Genomic DNA, 19,931 nt, shown 5'->3' with positions numbered 1-19,931 from the left:
CCGCTCACAGGCTTACTCGACCAGCCTGGGAAGGGAAGGAGCCGATTGGAGACGCCGGCGTGCCCTGGTGGCCGGGTGGCAGGGGGCTCGATGCGCTTACTCGGCCGGGCTGGGAAGGGACCGGCCGGGGATGGCGGCGTGCCCCGGGGTGACCGGGGGCTCGCCGAAGTCGGCGTCGCGGACGGGGAGAAGACCCAGGAGTGGGGCGAGGAGCAACGACCAGGACGCGACGGGGAGCGCGGCAAGCGCGGCGGCGGAGGAGGGGAACCACCAGGCGACGGCGACGGCGACGAGCGCCGTCGTCACCGCGGCGCAGACGCCGGGAAGACGCCGCACCCATCCGGCAGTCGACAGCCCGACCAGCACGGCGGTCACCACACCGATCGCCGGAAGTAGCAGCCGCGGGTCCGTCGGCGTCGGCAACTCGATCGGCCACATGATGACCAGCGCGCCGCCCGCGACGACCACCGCGGCGACATCGCGCAACGGCCGTCGGACGGGATGCACCGGCGGCACCGACATCGCCCGCACGGACAACCACCACTGCACGCCGACCGCCGCGAACATCGCGGTCACCAGCGCGGCGGTCGTCGACCGCGGCAGCACACCCGCGACCTGCACCGCGACCGCGACCCCGGCGGCGAGAGTCACCGCCGCCCACACCCCGTGCTCGATCCGCCACCAGCGGGTCCCGGCATCGGCATCGGCGACGGCGCGGCGCCAGACGGGATCGTCATCGGGATCGTGGCCCGGGCTGCGCGCCCGCGACCACCGCCGCGCGCCCCGCGCCGCGGCGACCACGTTGTATCCGCCGCTCGCCAGCAGTACGACGGCCGCGCACGCGCCGACCACCGTGTTCGCCGGCCCGCCGGCCGCCGTCCGCACACACGCCAGGATCAGTACGAGCGCCGCGGCAAGCCGCAGCGGATCGGCGACGAGCGTCGCGGGCACACTCACCACCCGCGCGGCCTGCACACAGGCCCACCGCAACCACCGCGCCACCGTGCCCGTCCCCGGCTCGGGGAGCAGCGCGCGCCAGATCAGCGGCACGATGCGCGACACCACCGCGAAACGGTAACGCGGCGACAGCACAGGCACCTCACCACTGGCATCGAGCGGGAACACCCACCGACCATCGACGGTGAACGACTCCGGCTGCCCGACCACCGCCTCCTGCAACTCGGCGATCGCCGCGGCATCGGCCGCGCCGACGGCCCGATCGCCGGCCTCGGCGAGCATCCGGACGATGCCCGCGGCCGCGTCGAGCCGCCCCCAACGCCAATCGCCGGCCCGCCACCGCCAGTCGAGGAACCCGCCGAAATTGCTGAACGATGCGCCCGCCAGCTTCACCGACGCGATCGACGGTGTCGCCGCCGACTCCGGCGCGCCTTGCAGGATCCGGCGCAGCTTCGCGCGCGCCGCCTCCGCGGAGACCGACGCGGTCAGGGCAGGCAGCCGCGGCGGCTCGTCGCCGCTGACCGTGGTGAACGAGATGACCGCCGCCGTGCCGGGAACCCCGGTGACCGCCAGCGACCGCACCAGCGTCGGCACATCCCACCCACCATACGGTGCGCGATACAGATTCGCGTAGAGCGACGACGCCCAGCCGGGGCCGTCGCGGCGCGGCTCACCCGCCGCGATCAAGTCGCAGTGAAGTGCGGTCAGCGCCGACCACAGGGCCGGAAGCAACGGCGTCGTCTCATGGGCACCCGGCACCCACGCGGCGAGCGCACAGTAGAAGTCCGCCTCGCTGACATTGACATCATCGCTGTTCAGAGCGGTATTGCAGTTCAGTGCGGCGACGACCGCGGTCGGAACGGTCTCCTCGCGCTGCGCAGTCCACGAGGCGATCACCGCGTCGGGCAATGCCGCGAGCCGCCCGTCGGAGGTCACCGACAGCGCCAGTGGCAGATCGACGGTCCGGCGGCGGGCCTCCACCGCAACGGTCAGACAGCGGTACAGCCGATTCTTGATTCGGGACAGGCGGCGGAAGCGCACCGAGTCGACGGGTTCGGCCCGCATCGCATCCTGGGTCCACGAGATCAGGATCTGGCCGGCCTCCACCAGCGCGTGCATGTCGCCGTCGACCAGTCGGACGGCGCGGAGGTCGGGGTCAGCGTAGAGCCGCGACAGGAGCGGCTCGATGCCCAGCGCCGCGGTCTCGTCCGGCGCGGTCAACTCCATTCCGGTGCGCGGCGGGGTGCACACCTGCGGCCACGGATCGTGCAGGAGCTGCCCGATCCGAACCGTGTCGGTCCCGATCCGGGTGCGAAGGTAGGCCGCCGGACCGACGCTCGGCAGCGGCGTCCCGGCGCGCAGACTGGCGGCCAGAGCGAAGTCGCGCCCGCGCTGGGCCATCACCCGATCGTTGTGCCCGCGCACCAGCGCGAGCTCCTCCTGCAGATTCTCCTCGCGCTGCTGCAGCTTGAGCGCGGTCAGAATCGTCGTCTCCCAGTCGAACCGGCGCGGCTGCAGGGCCGGGGCGACGGCCGCGGGCGTCGGATCGAGGTACACCAGACGGCGCCGCGTGGGTCGGTCGGCGGGCGCCCGCGCGATGGCGTCGAGCGCGCGATCGATCGGGATGTTGTCGAACAGACCGCCGTCGACGACCGCGAAGCGGGCCGGATCGGAGTCGGCGCCGTCGGCCGGTGTGGCACCACGCCTGGTGGGACCGGGCGGGACGGAACCGGCTGCAGGGGGCACCGCATAGGGGAAGACGGGCGCCATGTTGCGGTCCATCCCGACTCCGGCATCGAGGTCGCCCAGCGTGGACACCAGCCGGGCCGGCTCGAAGGCGCCGGGGAACGACGAGGTGGACCGGATTGCGACGGCGATCCGATCCAACGCCGCTGCCGTCGACCGCGCGCCGTCGACCGCCTGCGGCAGCGTCGAATACCCGGACGCGATCGGCCCCGGCCGCCGAACGAACGTGAAACCGGCCCGGTGGTCGTGCAACTGGCCCGCGGGCGCCTCGATCAGCGTGGCCGACAGTTCGACCGTCTGCGTCGCCTGCACCAGATCGGGGCGTCCGGTCTGCCCGACCACGTCGGTCAGTGCGCGATGCGCCGCCGGGTAGAAGGCGCCGTCGCCGTCGAGCAGCGACGGGATGCGGCCCCGGCCGGGTCGGCGCAGGAGCCGCCACAGCGCGCCGTCGCCGATCCACGTCCGATGCACCGGATCGTCGAGCGGGACCCCGAAGCTCTGCGCCAGACCGAGGACGACGGCGTTGAGGCCGCCGGCCGACGTGCCCGCCAGGATGTCGATCTCGACGTGTTCGAAACCGTTGTCGTTCAGCAGCTTTCGGTAGATTCGGGCGCGTCGTCGGACTTCGGGGGAGTCCGGCGCGAGCCGATCGGGATCGGTGAGGGAGGCTCGCCGCAGCAGGTCGAGTTCGGCGACCGCGCCGCCGATCCACACCGCCAGACTCACCCCGCCCCGCAGCGCCAGCGCCAGGCGCAGGATGCGGGGAGTGGTGGGGCCGGCGGTGGTCATCGCCGTCAGCTCGGCCAGTACATGCTGTCGGGAGTCGCCCGCGCACCGAAGATCGCCTGTCCCACGCGCACGCACGTGGACCCCTCTTCGATCGCCAGCTCATAGTCGCCCGACATGCCCATCGACAGGCCGCCGTCGCCGATCAGGTCGGGGTCGGACTCGCGCATCTCATCGCGCAGACGACGCAGGAGCTGAAAGCACGGTCGGACGCGGTCGCGGTCGTCGGAGAACAACGCCAGCGTCATCAGCCCGCGCACGCGCAGCGACGAGTAGTGACGCAACTCGGTGAGCAGCGCGGGCAGCTCGCTGGGCGCCAGCCCGTACTTGCTGTCCTCGTCGGAGGTGTTGACCTGCACGTACACGTCGAGCGAGCGGCCGGCGGCCTGCAGTCGACGGTCGAGGGCCTGAGCGACGCGGACGCTGTCGAGAGCCTGGAACTCGGCGGCGAACGCGGCGACGTCCTTGGCCTTGTTGGTCTGCAGATGCCCGATCACCGACCACTCCACATCCAGGTCGGCGAGGTTGGTGTGCTTGCGCTTGGCCTCCTGCACCTTGTTCTCGCCGAGCCGACGACAGCCGGCGGCGACCGCGTTGACGATCCGCTCCTCGGGGACGGTCTTGCTGACCGGCAGCAGTTCGACCTCGCCGGGATCGCGGCCCGCACGCTGCGCCGCAGCGTCGATCTTCGCCTGCACGACCGCCAGATTGTGGCGGAAGTCCTCGACCTCGACGGCGGTGGTGTACTCGGAACGGTTGATGTCGGCGGAATCGGTCATGCTTCGATTATCCACCGCGGGTCGGACAGTCCGGGGCCGGTCCCGACGGTCATCTGCGGTTCCCGGGCCGGCGGCCCGCGATTACTGCGGCAGTGCCAGATGCAGGATCGGGTAGGGGCGGCCGTCGCCGTCGAGGTCGCTGCGGCCGACCCGGGTGAAACCGCGGTGCAGATAGAAGCCGACGGCGTCGGGATTCTGCTCGTTCACATCGACCCGCGTCACCGCGTGATCGGTGACCGCGTGGGCCAGGAGGGCGCCGCCGACACCGGTGCCGCGCATCTCGTCGGCGACGAACAGCATCTCCAGGCTGTCGTCGGCGACGCCCGCGAACCCGACCGGTGCGCCGTCGCGTTCGGCGACCACGAGGGTGACGGCCGGGAAGTAGTCGGTGGCGAGCCTGCTTTCGATGGCCGCGAAGTCGGCGGCGTCGAGGAAGTCGTGGGTGGCGAGGACGGCGCTGCGCCAGATGGCGACGAGGGCCGGGTACTCGGCCGGTCCGCTGGTGGGTCGGAGGCTCGGTGAGGAGGTCACGAGCGTCCACCGTACGGCAGTCCCGCCCACGCCACCCCGGCCGACAGGGCGGTCGCCGCGCCGAGGACGCCGAGGCCGATCGGGAGCGTCGCCGCCGCGGCCACCGCACCCACCAGGAGCGGACCGCCGGCGTCGCCGAGTTCGCGCCCCAACTCGGCATTGCCCATCGTGCGGCCCATCCGTTCCTCGGGCGTCGATGCGGCCAGGTGACTGAAGGCCAGGGGCGTCACCACGCCGATCGCGGTGCCGAGAGCGGCCGCGGCGACGAACAGGGTGATCGCGTGCGGGGCCGCCGCGAGCAGGGCCACCGCGGCGGTCAGCACCGTCAGGCCGACCGTGCAGCCGGTCCGCGCCGACAGCCTGCCGGCGTCGAGCGCGCGTCCGGCGCGGGGCTGAGCCAGGATGGACGCCAGCGCCAGCACGCCGACCGCAGCCGGGCCGACGAGCGGTGGAAGGTGCAGCTGGGTCGCCAGATAAGGGAGGAAGCCGACGGCGACCCCCAGCACACCGGTCGAGGTGGCGAGGATCAGCGTCGGGACGAGGAAGCCGCGTTCGGTGGTCTGGCGGACGAGGTCGGCGACCGTGTAGCGCGGTCGGGGCATCACGGGCAGCGCAGGCATGCCGAGGATCACCCAGACGGCGGCGCCGGCCGCGACGACGGCCATCGTCCCGAAGACGGCGGCGATGCTCCACCAGTGCGCGATCGCCACACCGATCAGCGGCCCCAACACGTAACCGACGCTCTTCCACGCCCCGTACCGGCCGAAGAATCGACCCATCTGCTTCTTGCCCGCGATCCGGGCCACCGACGACGACGCCGCGGGGGAGAAGGCCGAGGCGGCCACGCCCTGCCCGGCCCGGGCGAGCGCGAACATCAGCGACGTGGGATGCACCACCGCGAGCAGCGAGGCGACGACGAAGCCGAGCAGGCCGGCGACGATCACCGGTTTGGTGCCGACGCGGTCGCTCAGGGACCCGAAGATCGGTTTGAAGAGCACCTCGGCGACGTCGTAGAGGGCCAGGATCGCACCGAGCCCGAGCAGGCTCAAACCGACGTCGGCCGATTCGGCGCCGAGGACGGCCGCCACCCCGTGGGCGCCGAACGCGGTGGTGAAGCCGGCTAGGTACAGCGGCGGCAGTGAACGACCGGACTGGGAACGACCGGACGGTTCGGGGTCGGGACTCCTGCGGGGCACGCGTGCAACTTAGCGCACCCTTGGTCACGTCGCGCGCCGATGCGCGCAGCATGTCCGATGCGCCGGAAAGGCGGCCCGAAGCATCGGAGCCGAGCCCTGCCGCCTCGGAATATCCGTACCCGCCGCGGCGCTGACCCCGTCATGAAGAAGATCGGCTTCCTCTCGTTCGGTCATTGGTCGCAGGCGCGCGGTTCGCACGTCGCCTCGGCGTCCGATGCCCTCCTGCAATCGATCGACCTGGCGGTCGCCGCCGAGGAACTCGGTGCCGACGGTGCCTACTTCCGAGTGCACCACTTCGCCCAGCAGCTCGCATCGCCGTTCCCGCTGCTGGCGGCGATCGGCGCCCGAACCAGCCGCATCGAGGTCGGCACCGGGGTCATCGACATGAGGTACGAGAACCCGCTGTACATGGCCGAAGACGCGGGCGCCGCCGATCTGATCGCCGGCGGCCGACTGCAGCTGGGCATCTCCCGCGGATCACCCGAGCAGGTGATCGAGGGCTACAAGTACTTCGGGTACGACCCCGGTGAGGAGCGGACCGACGCCGACATGGCGCGGCAGCACGCCGGGGTGTTCTTGACAGTGATCGAAGGTGAGGGCTTCGCCCAGCCGAATCCGCGGCCGATGTTCCCGAACCCGCCCGGCCCGCTGCGCATCGAACCGCATTCACCGGGCCTGCGTGACCGGATCTGGTGGGGTGCGGGCACCCGCGCGACGGCCGAATGGACCGCGCGTCAGGGACTGAACCTGATGAGTTCGACGCTGCTCACCGAAGACACGGGCGTGCCCTTCCATCAACTGCAGGCCGAGCAGATCCAGCGGTTCCGGGACGAGTGGAAGGCGCAGGGATTCGAGCGTGAGCCGCGAGTGTCGGTCAGCCGCAGCATCTTCCCGCTGGTCACCGACGACGATCACCGCTTCTTCGGGCGCCGCGGTGCCGACAGCGACGATCAGGTCGGCGTCATCGACGGGTCGACGGCGCGGTTCGGCCGCTCGTACGCCGCCGAGCCCGACGAGCTGATCGAGCAGCTGCGCGAAGACGAGGCGATCGCCGCCGCCGACACGCTGCTGCTGACGGTGCCGAACCAGTTGGGTGTCGACTACAACGCGCAGGTGCTGGCGAACATCATCGAGCACGTGGCACCGGCCCTCGGCTGGCGCTGATCGCAGTCGGGCCCAGGCGAGGCGGCCGCGCGGGCCGGCGTCGTCTCAGACCCGCTGGATGATCGCCGCCAACCCCTGCCCGCCGCCGATGCACATGGTCGCCAGCCCGTAGAGAGCATCGCGACGACCGAGTTCGCGGGCCAGGGCGCCGAGCATCCGCGTGCCGGTCGCGCCGACCGGGTGACCGAGCGAGATGCCCGATCCGTGAACGTTCAGGCGCGCGAAATCGTCAGCGCCCAAACCCCATTCGCGGGTACAGGCGAGCACCTGCGCGGCGAAGGCCTCGTTGAGTTCGATGAGGTCGATGTCGGCCATCGTCAGGCCGGCGCGAGCCAGTGCGGCCTCGGTCGCAGGCACCGGCCCGATGCCCATGTAGGCCGGGTCGACGCCCGCGACCGCCCAGGACACCACCCGCGCCAGCGGTGTGAGTCCCAGCTTCTCGGCGTGCGCGGGATGGGTCACCAGGCACAGGGCGGCCGCGTCGTTCTGGCCGCTGGCGTTGCCCGCGGTGACGGTGGCCTCGGGGTCCTCGTCGAGGAGCACCGGCCGCAGGGCTGAGAGCTTCTCCACCGTGGTGTCGGCGCGGGGGTGCTCGTCGGCGTCGACGAGCACCGATCCCGCTTTCGTCGGGACCGTCACCGGCACGATCTCCTCGGCGAACACGCCGGCCTGCTGCGCGGCGACGGCGCGCCGGTGAGAGAGCGCGGCCAGCTCGTCCTGCTCGACGCGGGAGATGTCGTAGCGGCGGCGCAGGTTCTCGGCGGTCTCCAGCATGCCGCCGGGCACCGGATGATGCCGTCCGCCCGCGGTCAGCCGCCCGCGAACCAGCCCGTCGTGCAGCACGACCCCGGCGCCGCGGACTCCCCACCGCATGTCGACGCTGTAGAAGGGCACATTGCTCATCGACTCGACGCCGCCCGCGACCGCGAGATCGTTCGCGCCGACGGCCACCTGCATGCCCGCCACCATCACCGAGTACAGGCCCGACCCGCACCGGCGGTCCACCTGGGCGCCGGGGACGGTGACCGGCAGCCCCGCGTCCAGGGCCACCACGCGCCCGATGGCCGGCGCCTCGCTGGTGGGGTAGACGTTGCCGAGCACGACGTCGTCGATCGCCTCGGGGTCGACTCCGGTGCGGTCGAGGAGGGCGCGCAGGGCGGTCTCGCCGAGGCGGGCCGCCGACAGCGACGTCAGCGATCCGCCGTACCGGCCGATCGGGGTGCGGACGGGTTCGCAGATGACGACATCACGCATGCCTGCCACCCTGTCACGGTTGCGGTCCGGTCGACGCGAAAACTGTCAGCCACGCCGACAGGATCTCTCGTTCGCGGTCGGGCCGGTCGCGCAGGACCGCGCCGATGGCCAGGCCGCGCAGCAGGCTCAGCAGGCCGTCGAGGAAGACCGCGGACTGCTCGGGACCGAAGTCGGCGACGAAGGGCGCCAGCATCTGCTGGATCTCGGTGAACAGCCGGTGCGCGCCGGGCTGCAAGGCCTCGCGCAGGGCCGGCTCGGTGCGCGCCGCCGCCCACAGCTGCAGTCCGGCGACGAAGGTCGGGCGCCGCGTGGTCTCGTGGATGACCTCGACGACGCGGTCCATCGAGTCGCCGGGCCCGACCGCGTCGCGGATCTCGTCGGCCTGATTCTCGGCGATGAAGTCGACTGCGGCGACGGCGATCTCGGTCATCGACCCGAAGTGGTGGGTGAGGGCGCCGCGGCTCACGCCGGCCGCGGTCTGCACGCGCTGCATCGTCATCCCGGCGTATCCGTGCTCCACCAGGACGTCGACGGCGCCAGTCAGGATCTGGGTGCGCGTGCGGACGGCGCGCTCTTGACGGGGCTGGTTGCTCACGTCACAATAGTGGCAGAACGCAAAACAGACCATTTGATCTGTTTTATTGATCGGCGATCAGGACCACGACGACACTCCGGTGCGCTCAGGCGGCTGTGGGCGGCATGAGCGCACCGGATCTCACCAGGAGGAACAGGCCCCATGACCATGGCAGTGACCCACATCCGCCGCGGCGCGCTGGCGCACGCCGACCGGCCGGCGGTGTACTTCGGCGACGACGTGCTCACCTTCCGCGAGGTGAACGACCGCGCCAACCTGATCTCGCATCGGTTGCTCGAAGCCGGCGTGAGCAAGGGGACCCACGTGGCGCTGCTCGTGAACAACGGCCTCGACTCGGTCCCGATGGAGTTCGCCGCCATCAAGACCGGTCTGGTCCGCGTTCCGCTCAACGCGCGACTGTCCCTCGACGAGCACGCGGCGATGATCGTCGGATCGCACGCGACGGTCGTGGTCGCCGACGCGTCGCTGATCGACCGGGCGGTAGCCCTGCGGGAGCTCCACCCGGAGCTGACGGTGCTCGGTCTGCGCACCGCGGCGCCCGGCGGCGACCTCCTGGCCGCGACCGACGAAACCGTCGGGGAACCGGAGGTCGACCTGCGGCCGGAGGATCCCACGCTGATGCTCTACACGTCCGGCACCACCGGCACCCTCAAGGCCGTGATTCACACGCAGGGCTCGTACGGGGCGGTTTGCGCCAACATCCTGGCGAATCTGCTGGATCCGCAGCCTGATTCGGTCATGGTGCACGCGGCGTCGCTGATCCACGCCAGCGGCACCTTCGTGCTCCCGTACTGGATTCGCGGCGGGGCGTCGGCGATTCTGCCCGGCTTCGATCCCGCCGGATTCGCCGACGCGATCGGCCGTTACCGGGCCACTGAGATCAACCTGGTGCCGACCATGTTCGCGATGCTGCTCAACGCCGGCGTCCTCGCCGACGCCGACCTGTCGTCGTTGCGGAAGGTGATCTACGGGGCCAGTCCGATGCCCAAACCGGTGCTGGAGCGGTCGATCGAGGCGTTCGGCCCCATCCTGACGCAGTACTACGGGCAGACCGAGGCGCCGCTGGTGATCGCGGCACTCGACGAGCACGCCCACGCCGACCGTTCGCTGTGGGGCGCGTGCGGGCTGCCCTCCTGCGACGTGGAGCTCAAGCTCCTCGACGAGGACGGGATCGAGGTCCCCGCCGGTGAGATCGGGGAGATCACGCTCCGCGCGCCCTTCCAGATGGCGGGCTACTTCGAGTCCGCGGAGCTCAATGCCGCCACCTTCACCGACGACGGCTGGATCCGCACCCGCGACCTGGCCCGGTTCGACGACCGCGGCTACCTGTTCCTGGTGGACCGCACCAGCGACATGATCATCACCGGCGGCTACAACGTGTACCCGAGGGAGGTGGAGGACGCGCTCTCGTCGCACCCGGCGGTCGCCGAATGCGCCGTCGTCGGTGCGCCCGACGACCAGTGGGTGGAGGCGGTCACGGCGTTCGTGACCACCGTGCCGGGGAGCGAGGTCGGTGAGCGGGAGCTGATCGAGCACGTCCGTGCTCGGATCGCCGCTCACAAGGCGCCCAAGAGCGTGCGATTCGTCGAGTCGATCCCGAAGTCGGCGGTCGGCAAACTGCTGCGACGCGCCCTGCGCGAACCCCTGTGGGCCGACCGGACCGAGCAGGATCAGACGGATCAGGATCAGCCGAGCCAGGATCAGCCCGGCCGGGATCAGACCCGCCAGAATGAGGAGAACCGATGAGCGACATCCGGACCGAACGCGACGGCGACGTCCTGCTGGTGATCATGGCGCGCCCCGATAGGCACAACGCCGTCGACGGTGGCATGGCGCGCGAGTTGGCCGACGCCTTCCGCGATTTCGAGCAGTCGGACGCGAAGGTCGCGGTTCTGGCCGGGGACGGGCCGTCGTTCTGCGCGGGTGCCGACCTCAAGGCCGTCGGCACCGAGCGCTCCAATCCGCTGACCCTGGAGGGCGACGGGCCGATGGGGCCCACCCGGATGGATCTGGACAAGCCGGTGATCGCCGCCATCAACGGGCACGCGGTGGCCGGCGGACTCGAGTTGGCGCTGTGGTGCGACCTGCGGGTGGCCGACGAGGACGCCACCCTCGGCGTCTTCTGCCGACGGTGGGGCGTGCCGCTGATCGACGGCGGAACCATCCGGCTGCCGCGGCTCATCGGGCACAGTCGTGCGATGGACCTGATCCTGACCGGACGTCCCGTCGACGCGGCCGAGGCGCTGAGCTTCGGGCTGGTCAACCGGGTGGTGGCGACCGGAACCGCCCGTGCGGCCGCCGTCGCGCTGGCCCACGACATCGCGCGGATGCCCGGCACCTGCATGCGCGGTGACCGACGGTCGGCGCGCGCCCAATGGTCCGACACCGAGGAGACCGCGCTGCGGCGGGAGTTCGCGATCGGGATGACGTCGTTGCAGGCCGATGGGCGCAGCGGCGCCGGACGGTTCGCGGCGGGCAAGGGGCGCGGCGGCTCGTTCGACGACATCTGACCCGCGGCGTCTGACCGGTCCCCGCTCCGGGTGCGCGCGGGGACCGGCCGGCGACGTAGGGTTGACGCATGGCTGACGCAACAGCTCCGGAGACCTTCGCGGCGCCGCGACTCCGGGCTCTCGAACGAACCGACCTGCCCTTCGTCCACGAACTCTTCAACGACCCGGACGTGATGCGGTACTGGTTCGAACCGGCTCACGCCACCCTGACCGACCTGGAGGAGACGTTCACCCAGCAGCGCGGCAGCGATCGGGAACGTCGGTTCATCGTCGAGTCCGCCGGCCGTCGGGTGGGGCTGGTCGAGCTCGTCTACATCGACTACGTCCACCGCAACTGCGAGTTCCAGATCATCATCGCGCCGGGCGAGCAGGGCCGCGGCTACGCGGGCGCCGCGACGCGAGCCGCGCTCGACTTCGCCTTCACCGCACTGAATCTGCACAAGGTCTTCCTGCTCGTAGACACCGAGAACGCCGCCGCGATCCACGTCTACGAGAAGTCGGGCTTCACCGTCGAAGGGGTGCTCGTGCAGGAGTTCTTCGCCGGCGGCGCCTACCGCGACGCCACCCGGATGGGCATCTTCCAGGCCGACTACCTGGCGGCGAAGGCGGATCGGGTGGGCTGACATGGGGGCGCGCCGCAGCATCGGGTCGCTGATCGGACCGGTCGGCGTGCTGTGTGCTGCGGTGTGCCTGCTGCTGGGTGCGGGCCTCGCCCCGGCGTCCGCCAGTCCCGGTCGGTCGACCCCGTCGCGCCTGCCGGTCACCTACGACTTCCTCGACGGCATTCGCGCCGAACTGGCGAATCCGGGCGGCTCGCTCCCGGGAACCAACGACTTCTCGTGCCGGCCCACCGCCCGGCATCCGCGGCCGGTGATCCTCGTCCACGGCAGCGGCGGCGGACGCCAGACCAACTGGGCGACGCTGGCGCCGATCCTGAAGAACGACGGCTACTGCGTCTTCGCCCCGACCTACGGCGCGTTGTCGTCGGTGTGGCCGGCGTCGGCGCTCGGCGGGCTCGGCCCCAAACTCGACAGTGCATGGGACGTCAAGGAGTTCGCCGACCGCGTGATGGCGGCGACCGGGTCGTCGCAGGTCGACGTCGTAGGGCATTCACTGGGCACCGAGATCCCCACCTACTGGATGAAGTACCTCGGCGGCCGCGGGCACGTCGCGCACTACGTCTCGCTCGCGCCTTACTGGCGGCAGGGCCCCGACGACGATGATGCGCGCGGGGAGGCGATCGAGACCTTCCGGCGGGGTCTGGGCATCCCCGACCCCGCGCGGCCGGCGTGCCCGGAGTGCACGGCGCCGCCGAAGAACACCGATTTCAACCGTGCGGTCCGTGTCCCGACGCCGTACCTGCCGGGCGTCGAGTACACCAACATCGTCACCCGAGACGACGAGATCGTCGTCCCCTACGCCGCGGGCCTGCTCGACGGTCCGACCGGCACGCACGTCCGCAACATCGTCGTCCAGAACGACTGTCCGCAAGACCATTCGGACCACATGTCCATCACGTCCAACCGGCGCAGTGCGGCGATCGTGCTCAACGCCCTGGACCCGATGCACCCGCGGCCGGTGCCGTGCGTGCCCGTCCAACCAGTAATCGGAGGTTGACTCATGAGTGAACACGCACCCGAACCCGTCACCGACGCGGACGCCGGCGCGCAGACATCGGCGGCGTGGTCGGTGGCCGACGGAATGCTCACCGCCACCTACCGGCCCGGGAACATGGTCCGCGGTCTGGAGATGGTCACCGCGGTGGTCGGCGCCGCCGAGGAGGCGAACCACCATCCCGACATCGACCTGCGCTATCCGACGGTCACCTACCGGCTGGTGACGCACAGCGCCGGGCAGCTCACGTCCTACGACGTCGCTCTCGCGCGCCGGATCGACGAGATCGCCACCGGTCTGGACATCGCGACCGCCTGAACGGGCGCCGCGTAGTCTGGCGCCCATGGCCACACCCGAGTACGTCCTGCGTCTGCGCGAGCACATCGGCCACGACCCGCTGGTTCTCGTCGGCGTGACGGCGGTGATCCTCCGTGAGGTCGGCGGGGCGACCGAGGTGCTGCTGGGCCGGCGGTCGGACACGGGCGCGCTGACGCCGATCACCGGCATCGTCGACCCGGGGGAGCAGCCGGCGGTCGCGGCGAGGCGGGAGGCGATGGAGGAGGCCGGCGTCGAGATCGAGGTCGAACGCCTCGCGCGCGTGCATCAACTGCCGCGCAAGAGGCACGTGAACGGTGACCTGGTGGACTACCTGGATCTGACCTTCCGCTGCCGGTGGCTCGCCGGCGACCCGCACCCGGCCGACGGCGAGCTCACCGACGTCGGGTGGCACCCGCTCAGCGACCTGCGCGACGTCGCCTCCGACGACTTGCGCGAACGCATCCGTCTCGCGGCGACGGGGTCGGGCGAGGCGGTGTTTTCAGGGTTGTCGAGTAGCCACTGAGCGCAGCGAGGCGGCGTATCGAGACGGTGTGTGGGGGTCTCGATGCGCGGCCTCGCTGCGCTCGGTCGCTTACTCGACCAGCCTGGGTTGGGGCGGGCCTTCGTTTCGGTTGCGGTCGCTCGGGTGAGCGGTGGTTTCAGGGTTGTCGAGTAGCCACTGAGCGCAGCGAAGCGGCGTATCGAGACGGTGTGCGGGGGTCTCGATACGCGGCCTCGCTGCGCTCGGTCGCTACTCGACCAGCCTGGGTTGGGGCGGGCCTTCATTTCGCTTCGGTCGCCCGGGTGAGCGGTGGTTTCAGGGTTGTCGAGTAGCCACTGAGCGCAGTGATGCGGCGTATCGAGGCGGTGTGTGGGGTCTCGATGCGCGGCCTCGCTGCGCTCGGTCGCTTACTCGACCAGCCTGGGTTGGGGCGGGCCTTCGTTTCGGTTGCGGTCGCTCGGGTGAGCGGTGGTTTCAGGGTTGTCGAGTAGCCACTGAGCGCAGTGATGCGGCGTATCGAGGCGGTGTGTGGGGTCTCGATGCGCGTCCTGCGCTGCGCTTCGGTCGCTTACTTGACCAGCCTGGGTTGGGCCTGCGCTTCGTCCAAGTCGCTACTCGACCAGCCTGAGGCGGCGGGTGGTGCGGGCTGGCTGTGCTTCGGTCGCTACTCGACCAGCCGCGGCGTGTCGAGACGAGCGCGCGGGCTAACGCCAGAAGGTCGAGGCGGCGTCGGCGAGGTCGAGGAGCCACTGGGGGAAGACGCCCAGCAGCAGGGTGATGGCGGCGGAGACCGCGATCGGGATCGACGTCAGCAGGCTCGGGACGCGGATCTCGGGAGCGTGCTCGGGCGGATCGGCGAAGAACATCGCCACGATGACGCGGATGTAGAAGTACGCGGCAATGGCACTGCACACGACGCCGACGATGACCAGCGTCCACGCCCCGTCGTGTCCGGCGGCACTGAAGACCGCGAACTTGGCGATGAAACCGCTGGTGAGCGGGATGCCGGCGAAGGAGAGCAGCAGCAGCGACATCATCGCACCGACCAGCGGTCGACGTCGCCCGAGCCCGGCCCACGACGCGAGATCGGTGGCCTCCCGGCCGGTGGCGTCGCGCACCACCGACAGCAGGGCGAACCCGCCGAACGCCGACACCGCGTAGGCGGCCACATAGAACAGGGTGCTCGACACCCCGGCGCGCGACAGCGTGATGGCACCGACGAGAGCGAAACCGACGTGGCTCACCGACGAGTAGGCCAGCATCCGCTTGATGTCGTTCTGCGTCACCGCCATCAGCGTCGCGATCACCATCGTCGCGATGGCGACCACCCACAGCGCCGGCCGCCAGTCGCGTTCGACGGCGGGGAAGGCCACGTGCAGCACCCGCAGCAGCGCGCCGAACGCCGCCACCTTGGTCGCCGACGCCATCAGCGCCGTGACCGGGCTCGGCGCACCCTGATACACGTCGGGCACCCACGACCCGAAGGGCACCGCGCCGACCTTGAACAGCAGTCCGACGGCGATCAGCGTGACGGCGATCAGGGTCAGCGTGTGGTCGGCGACCGGGGTCAGCGACTCGCCGGCGACGCTCGCGCCGATCTTCGCCAGCGACACCGTGCCGGTGGCGCCGTAGGCGAAGGAGGTGCCGAACAGGAAGATCGCCGACGAGAAGGCGCCGAGCAGGAAGTACTTGAGGGAGGCCTCCTGCGACAGCAGCCGTCGGCGACGGGCCAAGCCGCACAGCAGGTACAGCGGCAGCGACAGCACTTCGAGGGCGATGAACATGGTCAGCAGGTCGCCGCAGGCGCCGAACAGCATCATGCCGCCGACGGCGAACAGCGCGAGGGGATACACCTCGGTGGTGACGGTCCCGGCACGCCCGGCGATCAACTCCTCCGCGGAGCCCGGGACCGTGGCGCCGGCGGGAGTGAAGGCGTCCGCGGGCAGATCGGCGTCGTCGACGACGGCCCCTTCTCCCTCGCCGGTGTCGGCGGTCGTGCCGCCGCCGATCGACACGCGCCGCCCGGCAGCGGTCCGCACCTCCAGCGGCGCCCACACCCGGTCCAGCCGCCGCTCGGCCATCAGCGCCACCGATCCCAGGGACACCAGCAGCACCGTGCCCTGCAGGAACAGGGTGGGACCGTCGATGATGACCGCTCCCGACATCGCGGTCGACGCCCCGTCGACCCGATAGGACCGAGTCACCAGCAGCAGGGCGACGAAGGAGGCGATCAGGCCGCCGCCGGCCAGCCAGAGCTGGACGCGGTAGCGGGCGGCGGCAGGGACGAACGCCTCCACCAGCACCGCGACCACCGCGACCCCGAACACGATGAGCATCGGCGACAGCCGGAAGTAGTCGACGCTGTGCGGATCCAATGCCGGGGTCATCGAGAGCCTCCCTGTTCGGCGACGGGCACGGGGACACAGGTGGAATCGACGCAGTCGACGGTCACCGACGTCGCGGGCACCGCCGGATCGATGTACTTCAGCGCCAACTGCGGGAAGATCCCGAGGATCAGCAGCCCGGCGATGAGCGGCGCGACGACCGCCTTCTGCCGCACGTCGAGATCACGGATCGGCGCCTGACCGTCGACGTCGACGGTGGCGCTGTGCCGGACCGGCCCGCCCATCATCCGCTGATACGCCCACAGGACGTACAGGGCCGACAGGACCAGCGCCGACGTCGCGACGATCGCCGCGACCGGATACTTCCCGAAGGTGCCGATGATGACCAGGAACTCACTGATGAACGGGGCCAGGCCGGGCAGCGACAGCGTCGCCATCCCGGCGACGAGGAAGGTGCCGGCCAGCACCGGTGCGAGCTTCTGCACTCCGCCGTAGTCGTCGATCAGCGCGGTGCCGCGCTGGGTCACCAGGAAGCCCGCGATGAGGAACAGCGCGGCCGTCGACAGCCCGTGGTTGACCATGTACAGCGCCGACCCCGACTGCCCCTGGGCGGTGAGTGCGAAGACGCCGAGCACGATGAACCCGAAGTGCGAGATGGACGTGTACGCGATCAGCCGCATCACATCGCGCTGGCCGATCGCGCAGACGGCGCCGTAGACGATGCTCACCACGGCGAGCGCCGACACCCACGGTGCGAACGTGATCGACGCGTCCGGGAACAGGCCGAGACAGAATCGGAGCATCGCGAACGTGCCGACCTTGTCCATCACCGCCATCATCATCACCGCGGCCGCCGGAGTCGTCGACACGGCGGCGTCGGGCAGCCAGGAATGGAAGGGCCACAGCGGCGCCTTGACCGCGAAGGCGAACAGGAAGCCGAGGAACAGCAGGTTCATGGTGGCGGGGGAGGCGTCGAGCCGGCCGGTGGCCGACGCGGATCCCAGGTCGACCAGGCTGAAGGTGCCGCCGCCGCCGGGCCCGAGCCCCGACCGCGCGCTCACCACGTACAGGCCGATCACGGCGGCGAGCATGATGAGCCCGCCGAACAGGTTGTACAGCAGGAACTTGACCGCGGCGCGGGCGCGGACCCGTTCATCGGCGCCGCCGAAGCCGCCGATGAGGAAGTACATCGGGACCAGCATCGCCTCGAAGAAGAGGTAGAACAGCAGCACGTCGGTGGCGACGAAGCTCATCAGCACCATCGACTCCACCGCGAGCATCAGCGAGACGTAGATGTGTGTGCGACGCGGTGCGCCGGTCTCGGCGGCTGCCGGGTCTGCGTCGGCGTCGCGCCAGCCCGCCAGCAGCAGGAGGGGTGTCAGAGCCGCCGTCAACAGGATCAGGGCCAGTCCGATGCCGTCCAGCGCCAGCGAATAGCGCGCCCCGAACGCCGGAATCCAACTGACGTCCTCGACGAGCTGGAAGCCGACGCCGTCGGTGGAGAACCGGGTGGCGACGACGATCGCCCACGCCAGCGTCAGCAACGAGGCACCGATCCCGACCTGCTTCGCATTGACCGCGCGGGCCGCCGGAATCAGCATGACCACGAGCGAGGCGACGGCCGGCAGCAGCCACAGGACGGTGAGCCAGGGAACCGAACCGGGTCCGGCGGCGAGCGCCGCGGCCGAGAGGTTCAGCGTCGAGGTGTCGGTCACAGCACGCTCACCACCATCGTCAGGGCGGCCACCACGACGGTGCCCGCGAGAATCGAGAGAGCGTAGGTCCGGACGAACCCGTTCTGACGTCGCCTGGTGACCTCCGACAGACCCACGACCCCGGCGCCCACCGCGGCGGGCACGGCTCCGAGTCCGCGGTCCTCCAACTGCACCAGCCCGGTGGTGACGAGTTGCCCGGGGCCGGCGAAGACGCGTTCGTTGAAGGCGTCGCCGTAGAGGTCGGCGCGCGCGGCGACGGTCAGCGCCGACACGTCCTGCGGCGCCGTCTCCGGGATCTCGGCACGGCCGTACATGCGCCAGGCGACGCCGACGCCGACCAGGACCACCGCCAGCACCAGCACGGTGACCGCCCAGCCGGGCAGCGTTCCGCTGTGCTCGGGCGCGGTCCCGACGACCGGGGCCAGGAAGTCCGACAGGGTGCCGCCGATCGCGAGCAGTCCGCCGGAGAACACCGAACCGACGGCCAGGACGATCATCGGCCACGTCATCGACCGCGGCGACTCGTGCGGCTCGGGGGCGCTCTCGCCGGGGCCGGCCGCCTCCCAGCGGGGTCTGCCGAGGAAGGTCATCACCATCACGCGCGTCATGTAGAAGGCGGTGATGCTTGCGCCGAGGATCGCCGCCCCGCCGAGCACGGCCCCGCGCACCCCGCCCGTGCCGAGGGCGGCCTCGATGATGTGGTCCTTGGAGTAGAAGCCGGCGAAGGGCGGGATCCCGATGATCGCCAGATAGCCGAGGCCGAAGGTGACGAACGTGATCGGCATGAACACCCGCAGGCCGCCGAGCCTGCGCATGTCGGTCTCGTCGTTCATCGCGTGCATCACCGAACCGGAGCCGAGGAACAGTCCGGCCTTGAAGAAGCCGTGCGTGAGCAGGTGCATGATGGCCACCGCGTACCCGGCGGGGCCCAGCCCGGCGGCCAGGACCATGTAGCCGATCTGGCTGACCGTCGAAGCGGCGAGGGCCTTCTTGATGTCGTCCTTGGCGCAGCCGACGACGGCGCCGAACAGCAGGGTCACCGCACCGACCACGACGACGCCGGTCTGCGCATCGGGGGCGAGGTCGAACAGCGGTGCCGACCGGGTGATCAGGTAGACGCCCGCGGTCACCATCGTCGCCGCGTGGATGAGCGCCGACACCGGAGTCGGGCCCTCCATCGCATCACCCAGCCACGCCTGCAGCGGCACCTGCGCGGACTTGGCGCACGCACCGAGCAGCAGCATGAAGCAGATGCCGGTCAGCGCCGCCTGGCTCGCGGTGCCCGCGGCGCCGAAGACGCCGTCGAAGCTGACCGACCCGAAGGTGGCGAACATGACCGCCAGGGCGATCACCATTCCGATGTCGCCGACCCGGTTCATCACGAACGCCTTCTTGGCGGCGGTCGCCGCGACCGGCTTGTGCTGCCAGAAGCCGATCAGCAGGTACGACGCCAGACCGACGCCCTCCCAGCCCAGATACAGACCCAGGTAGCCGTCGGCCAGGACCAGGATCAGCATCGCGGCGACGAACAGGTTCAGGTAGGCGAAGAAGCGCCGTCGGCCCGGGTCGGTCGCCATGTAGCCGATCGAGTAGACGTGGATCAGGGTGCCGACCACCGTGATCAGCAGGACGAAGCACATCGAGAGCTGGTCGAGGCGCAGCGCGGCGTCGACGGTGAAGTCGCCGGTCTGGATCCACCGGTAGCCGCCGCTGACGACGGTGCGCGCGGCGTCGTCGCGCCTGATCATGCCGATCCACATCGCAATGCCGAGCACGGCGGCGACGCCCGACAGCGCGGTGGCCAGCAGGTGGCCCCAGCGGTCGGTCCGACGTCCCGCGACCAGCAGGAACAGTGCGCCGAAGGCCGGCAGGCCGGGGATCAGCCAGAGGAGGGCACGAGTCAGGTCGTGGCTCATCGC

The 19,931-nt window shown here is 70.8% G+C and carries 16 protein-coding genes; 7 read left to right on the top strand and 9 right to left on the bottom strand.

The annotated features are described in order from the left end of the window. Positions 1-96: 96 nt before the first annotated feature. The 4 genes from AAFO60_RS02570 to AAFO60_RS02555 all read right to left on the bottom strand — a co-directional run bounded on the left by AAFO60_RS02570 (position 97) and on the right by AAFO60_RS02555 (position 5,995). Positions 97-3,492 (bottom strand): DUF3376 domain-containing protein, encoded by a 3,396-nt coding sequence (locus tag AAFO60_RS02570; protein ID WP_347954565.1) that lies wholly within the window; start codon positions 3,490-3,492, stop codon positions 97-99. Positions 3,493-3,497: 5 nt separating this feature from the next. Continuing rightward, a complete protein-coding gene (locus tag AAFO60_RS02565; protein WP_347954564.1) occupies positions 3,498-4,268 on the bottom strand; it encodes a YggS family pyridoxal phosphate-dependent enzyme in 771 nt (256 codons plus the stop codon). A gap of 81 nt (positions 4,269-4,349) precedes the next feature. Beyond that, a complete protein-coding gene (locus AAFO60_RS02560) occupies positions 4,350-4,799 on the bottom strand; it encodes an acetyltransferase (RefSeq protein WP_347954563.1) in 450 nt (149 codons plus the stop codon). Beyond that, positions 4,796-5,995 carry an MFS transporter gene (locus AAFO60_RS02555; RefSeq protein ID WP_347954562.1) on the bottom strand — a complete coding sequence of 400 codons (1,200 nt, stop codon included), beginning with the start codon at positions 5,993-5,995 and terminating at the stop codon, positions 4,796-4,798. Before AAFO60_RS02555 ends, AAFO60_RS02560 begins: the two co-directional genes overlap by 4 nt. Positions 5,996-6,136: 141 nt before the next feature. On the opposite strand from AAFO60_RS02555, the gene AAFO60_RS02550 reads away from it, so the two are divergent. Next, positions 6,137-7,159 carry an LLM class flavin-dependent oxidoreductase gene (locus tag AAFO60_RS02550; protein ID WP_347954561.1) on the top strand — a complete coding sequence of 341 codons (1,023 nt, stop codon included), beginning with the start codon at positions 6,137-6,139 and terminating at the stop codon, positions 7,157-7,159. A 45-nt stretch (positions 7,160-7,204) separates the two neighbouring features. Here the strand turns inward: AAFO60_RS02550 and AAFO60_RS02545 are convergent, their stop codons facing one another. Next, the gene (locus AAFO60_RS02545; RefSeq protein WP_347954560.1) at positions 7,205-8,413 is read right to left on the bottom strand and encodes an acetyl-CoA C-acetyltransferase; all 1,209 of its coding nucleotides are present in this window, start codon (positions 8,411-8,413) and stop codon (positions 7,205-7,207) included. Positions 8,414-8,426: 13 nt separating this feature from the next. Then, complete coding sequence (locus AAFO60_RS02540) at positions 8,427-9,008, bottom strand: TetR/AcrR family transcriptional regulator (RefSeq protein WP_347954559.1); 582 nt, start codon at positions 9,006-9,008, stop codon at positions 8,427-8,429. A 141-nt stretch (positions 9,009-9,149) separates the two neighbouring features. On the opposite strand from AAFO60_RS02540, the gene AAFO60_RS02535 reads away from it, so the two are divergent. The 6 genes from AAFO60_RS02535 to AAFO60_RS02510 all read left to right on the top strand — a co-directional run bounded on the left by AAFO60_RS02535 (position 9,150) and on the right by AAFO60_RS02510 (position 13,973). Further along, positions 9,150-10,754: a class I adenylate-forming enzyme family protein gene (locus AAFO60_RS02535; RefSeq protein WP_347954558.1), complete on the top strand. Its 1,605-nt coding sequence runs from the start codon at positions 9,150-9,152 to the stop codon at positions 10,752-10,754. After that, positions 10,751-11,518, top strand: coding sequence for a crotonase/enoyl-CoA hydratase family protein (locus tag AAFO60_RS02530; protein WP_347954557.1), 768 nt, complete (start codon positions 10,751-10,753; stop codon positions 11,516-11,518). Before AAFO60_RS02535 ends, AAFO60_RS02530 begins: the two co-directional genes overlap by 4 nt. A gap of 68 nt (positions 11,519-11,586) precedes the next feature. Then, positions 11,587-12,141 (top strand): GNAT family N-acetyltransferase, encoded by a 555-nt coding sequence (locus AAFO60_RS02525; RefSeq protein WP_347954556.1) that lies wholly within the window; start codon positions 11,587-11,589, stop codon positions 12,139-12,141. A 1-nt stretch (position 12,142) separates the two neighbouring features. Further along, positions 12,143-13,135, top strand: a complete 993-nt coding sequence (locus AAFO60_RS02520) for an esterase/lipase family protein (RefSeq protein ID WP_347954555.1) — start codon at positions 12,143-12,145, stop codon at positions 13,133-13,135. A gap of 3 nt (positions 13,136-13,138) precedes the next feature. Then, positions 13,139-13,450, top strand: coding sequence for a 4a-hydroxytetrahydrobiopterin dehydratase (locus AAFO60_RS02515; RefSeq protein WP_347954554.1), 312 nt, complete (start codon positions 13,139-13,141; stop codon positions 13,448-13,450). A 25-nt stretch (positions 13,451-13,475) separates the two neighbouring features. Further along, positions 13,476-13,973 (top strand): NUDIX hydrolase, encoded by a 498-nt coding sequence (locus AAFO60_RS02510; protein ID WP_347954553.1) that lies wholly within the window; start codon positions 13,476-13,478, stop codon positions 13,971-13,973. 683 nt (positions 13,974-14,656) lie between these two features. On the opposite strand, the gene nuoN is transcribed toward AAFO60_RS02510, so the two are convergent. The 3 genes from nuoN to nuoL are packed head-to-tail and all read right to left on the bottom strand — an operon-like array spanning position 14,657 to position 19,928. Next, entirely contained in the window at positions 14,657-16,339 is a 1,683-nt protein-coding gene (nuoN, locus tag AAFO60_RS02505) for an NADH-quinone oxidoreductase subunit NuoN (RefSeq protein ID WP_347954552.1), read from the bottom strand. Continuing rightward, complete coding sequence (locus tag AAFO60_RS02500; RefSeq protein WP_347954551.1) at positions 16,336-18,012, bottom strand: NADH-quinone oxidoreductase subunit M; 1,677 nt, start codon at positions 18,010-18,012, stop codon at positions 16,336-16,338. Before AAFO60_RS02500 ends, nuoN begins: the two co-directional genes overlap by 4 nt. Continuing rightward, on the bottom strand, positions 18,009-19,928 hold the full coding sequence (gene nuoL / locus AAFO60_RS02495) for an NADH-quinone oxidoreductase subunit L (protein ID WP_347954550.1): 1,920 nt from the start codon (positions 19,926-19,928) through the stop codon (positions 18,009-18,011). The genes AAFO60_RS02500 and nuoL overlap by 4 nt, the downstream gene beginning before the upstream one ends. Positions 19,929-19,931: the final 3 nt, after the last annotated feature.

It is taken from the genome of Gordonia aichiensis, from assembly GCF_039946255.1.
Classification (GTDB): Bacteria; Actinomycetota; Actinomycetes; order Mycobacteriales; family Mycobacteriaceae; genus Gordonia; species Gordonia aichiensis_A.
The sequence above is the reverse complement of the archived record's forward strand: the minus strand, read 5'-3'. Positions and strand labels throughout refer to the sequence as shown.